General features: G+C 36.7%; 3 protein-coding genes and 1 pseudogene. 3 read left to right on the forward strand and 1 reads right to left on the reverse strand.

Annotated elements, in window-relative coordinates:
* Positions 1-227: hypothetical protein (locus tag HNS40_RS23015; protein ID WP_216664205.1), on the reverse strand; the 227-nt coding region annotated here is incomplete at its 3' end.
* 254 nt (positions 228-481) lie between these two features.
* Between HNS40_RS23015 and HNS40_RS21680 the strand changes: the two genes are divergently transcribed.
* From HNS40_RS21680 to HNS40_RS21690, 3 genes and pseudogenes are all read left to right on the forward strand, one after another.
* Entirely contained in the window at positions 482-1,153 is a 672-nt protein-coding gene (locus tag HNS40_RS21680) for a hypothetical protein (RefSeq protein ID WP_172284811.1), read from the forward strand.
* Between the two features lie 317 nt (positions 1,154-1,470).
* Complete coding sequence (locus HNS40_RS21685) at positions 1,471-1,857, forward strand: HU family DNA-binding protein (RefSeq protein WP_253916465.1); 387 nt, start codon at positions 1,471-1,473, stop codon at positions 1,855-1,857.
* A 316-nt stretch (positions 1,858-2,173) separates the two neighbouring features.
* Positions 2,174-3,974: pseudogene (locus tag HNS40_RS21690) on the forward strand (hypothetical protein); the annotation flags it as partial.

Consider the following 3,974-nt stretch of genomic DNA (forward strand, 5'->3'; position numbering starts at 1 on the left):
AACCCAGCGCTCCGCCCTGGGCTATAAATATTGCGCTGTTGTGCAGCTTCTAGAAAAAGGATATTATTATTATTCAATATTGTATGTATAGTTAAGCGAGGAAATTCTATACATAAAGTCAAATCAAAATCTGAAAGACGAGCGGTGGCCCGACAAAATAGCGGGCCAGTTTTGGCCTTGTGGGTGGAAGCTTTATTTTGTCTGGCTTTTGGGTTACTTTTTTCCACAAAAAAGTAATAATCGGAAAAGATTTCATACTGAGCTTATTGATTGCCACTGTACCTTAAACATATCCATGAAACTTATCATTTGGCAAAAGACCAAATCAAATATTTATAACCCAGCGCTCCGCCCTGAGCTATAAATATTGCTCTGCAGCTTAAGAAAAAAATATAAACCTTTCTATTTTCTTTTAGCACTCCGACACACTTTGGCGCAGCCAACACCTAATTTCGCAAATGCAATCTAAAAACACATAGTCATGAAATTATTAAAAGCAGCCCTATTTATTATTCTTTCTCTAGTTTTACTCATTTCCTGTGGAAACAATCAATTTTCAAGCGCCGAAGGAATCGCCATTCAGCAAAGTATAGGGGAGGAGTATCTAGAATATCCGCTAGTAGAATTAAGTTTCGAGAAATTAGTAAAAGGTGAGGAATTTCGTAGAATAGACATTGCTATTCATGATGCAAAAATTATAAATGCTGTTTTAGCCGATGAGAATTTTGATGAATTTGGTGAGGTAAATCCCAATGAACTCTTACAAACTGGTTTCTTTAGCTCCTTAATAGATACTTTTTCTATTCGATACCAAAGAAGTGAAAAGCAGTATAAAGCCTTATACGATTTGTGTTATACTTTCAATCATTGGGGCAATGATGTGGTGTTGCCTATGAAATTCGAAAAGCTAGATATGGAAAAATATTCTAGGCTTTATGATAAACTCTCTATATATCAGGAAAGGTATATAGAGCTGGCAGGTGAAGAACCAACAGGAATAGGAGTCATGGAATATTATGTGAAGTTCAGAATAAAGACCAATCCTAACTCTATAGAATTAGACAAATATCGAAGGTATCAATTATATTTACCCTCATACTCTATGGCGAGTATGAACGAGGTTAACGCTCATGAATTTCCAGAAATGGAATAGTTTTAAATTTTAATTTGTTTTTACTTAACGAAAAGAGCTGCTATTGTGGCTCTTTTTTTTAATGATGATAGAAACCAATTTAATAACAATCTGTAATTCCCTCACTACCATTCTACAAAAACATAAGCGTAAATTCTCAAAAACTACATTAAAAATATAGATTATGATGTATATAAAAATATAGTATGATGTACATTAAACTTGACTTTAACCTATATAGAAATGTATTTTTGTAAAGATATTTTTATAGAAATATGCTGAAGACTTTAATAAATTGTAAAGAGCATTTGAAGAATTTAGCTTTAAATGGATAAGCCATGATAAAATATAAAGTGATTCCCTTAGCAGATAAAATTTCCTCGGCGGTGGTTAAATATCAATATTATCCTCGAATTTGTGATAGAGAAAAGATAAATCTATTAGAATTATCCAGATTGATTTCCAGACAATGTAGCTTTACTACAGCAGATGTATATGGGGTATTAGAAGCTTTTGTAGGAAATATTCCCAGCTTACTATTAGAAAACAAGAGCATAGAACTGGGTGATTTGGGAATATTTAGTCTTCACGCCAAAGCCAAAGGAAGCCCCGAAAAACAGCAGGTGACCAAGAACAACATTACAGAACTCAAAATTGCTTTTCGACCAAGCAAAAGATTGAAGCAGAGTCTAGTAGGAGCCAAATTTCAAAAAGTAAAAAGCTAGCCTTCATAGGTTTATTAGTTAAATAGAAGGCTATATTCAGTATTTATTTCTTAATATTTATTGGTCTTTTTCATTGTATTTCAATACTCTAGTCAAGGCTGCTACCTTCAGTTATCATTCTTTTTCACCTACTTATTTTCTGCCGTTCTCTTATTCCTTCTTTTTGTAATTCTCATATTCTTTTGAAACAAGATGAGGCTTTTTTCGTACAACAGATCCACTTTTATACAGTGAATTGGAATTAACAAGTTATTGGCCTATTGCTTTGGCAATGAGATTTTGTGAAAGTAATGGCTTCAGATAAAATACAATACCCATGAAAAAAAATTATCCTCTAAATTTAATGTTTATTGGCCTTTTGTTTTTGGCTTCTGTAATTAATGCAAAACCACTAGTTGAGAGTATTGGCTGGGCTAATCTCCAATGGCCTGCCAGTGGTACCATAGAACAGAACGAAGAGTTTCTGGTTTATGGACAGGTTTGGATTAATAATGTAACCAATCAAGCGGAACCATCAGATGATGTTCAGGTATGGGTGGGCTATAGCTCTAGTGATACTGACCCCGCAACATGGAGCAATTGGATAACAGCCACCTATAATTCAGCTGCAGGGGACAATGACGAATATTTTGCAAATTTAGGTGCTGCTATGGATAGCGATGGAACCTTCTATTATGCATTTCGCTATCAATATTTTGATCAGGAATATGTGTATGGAGGATATGCTTCAAGCGGTGGCGGTTTTTGGGATGGATCCAATAATGTAAATGGAGTCCTAACAGTTAGTACTCCTCCTCCAGCAGATGACGAAATCACCTGGGCCAACCTCCAGCATCCAGAAAGTGGAGCCATAGCACCCAATGAAGAATTCATAGTTTACGGAAGACTTTATATTGAAAACATCACTGGTGAAACAGGAGAAAATACAGATATCCAAGCTTGGATAGGTTATAGCGCAGACAATACAAATCCAAACACATGGACAAATTGGGTAGCCGCAAGTTATTTAGGCGAAGTTGCCGATAGTGATAATGATGAATATTCCGCCAATTTAGGCGCAGAGCTTTCCACCGACGGAACCTATTATTATGCCACCAGATTTCAGTATCTAGAACAAGACATGGTTTATGGTGGATTTGACGGAGGATTCTATGATGGAACAACAAATGTAAATGGAGAACTCACCGTAACTACACCAGTAGTCGATGATGAAATCGCCTGGGCCAATCTACAGCATCCAGAAAGCGGAGCCATTGCACCCAACGAAGAATTCATTGTTTATGGAAGATTGTATATAGAAAACATCACCGAATTAGCCGGAGAAAATACAGACATACAAGCATGGATAGGCTATAGCACTGACAATACAAATCCAAACACTTGGACGAATTGGGTAGCAGCAAGTTATTTAGGCGAAGTTGCAGATAGTGATAATGATGAATATTCCGCCAATTTAGGTGCTGAGATTTCTGAGGATGGCACTTATTACTATGCCACTAGATTCCAATACTTAGAGCAAGAAATGGTATATGGTGGATTCGATGGCGGATTTTATGATGGAACAACAAATGTAAATGGAGAACTCACCGTAACTACTCCAGTAGTTGATGACGAAATCACCTGGGCCAACCTGCAGCATCCAGAAAGCGGAGCCATTGCACCCAATGAAGAGTTTATTGTTTATGGAAGATTATATATTGAAAACATCACCGAAGTAGCCGGCGAAAATGCAGACATACAAGCATGGATAGGCTATAGCACTGACAATACAAATCCAAATACATGGACGAATTGGGTAGCCGCAAGTTATTTAGGCGAAGTTGCCGATAGTGATAATGATGAATATTCCGCCAATTTAGGTGTAGAACTCTCCACCGATGGAACCTATTATTATGCCACCAGATTCCAGTATCTATCACAAGATTATGTTTATGGTGGTTTTGACCAAGGAATTTGGAATGGAACAACAAACCTAAACGGAGAAGTGACCGTAACTACTCCAATAGTCGATGACGAAATCACCTGGGCCAATCTACAGCATCCAGAAAGTGGAGCCATAGCACCCAATGAAGAATTCATAGTTTACGGAAGATTGTATATAGAAAATATCACCGAAG

Source organism: Lentimicrobium sp. S6 (genome assembly GCF_013166635.1).
GTDB lineage: Bacteria > Bacteroidota > Bacteroidia > Bacteroidales > UBA12170 > UBA12170.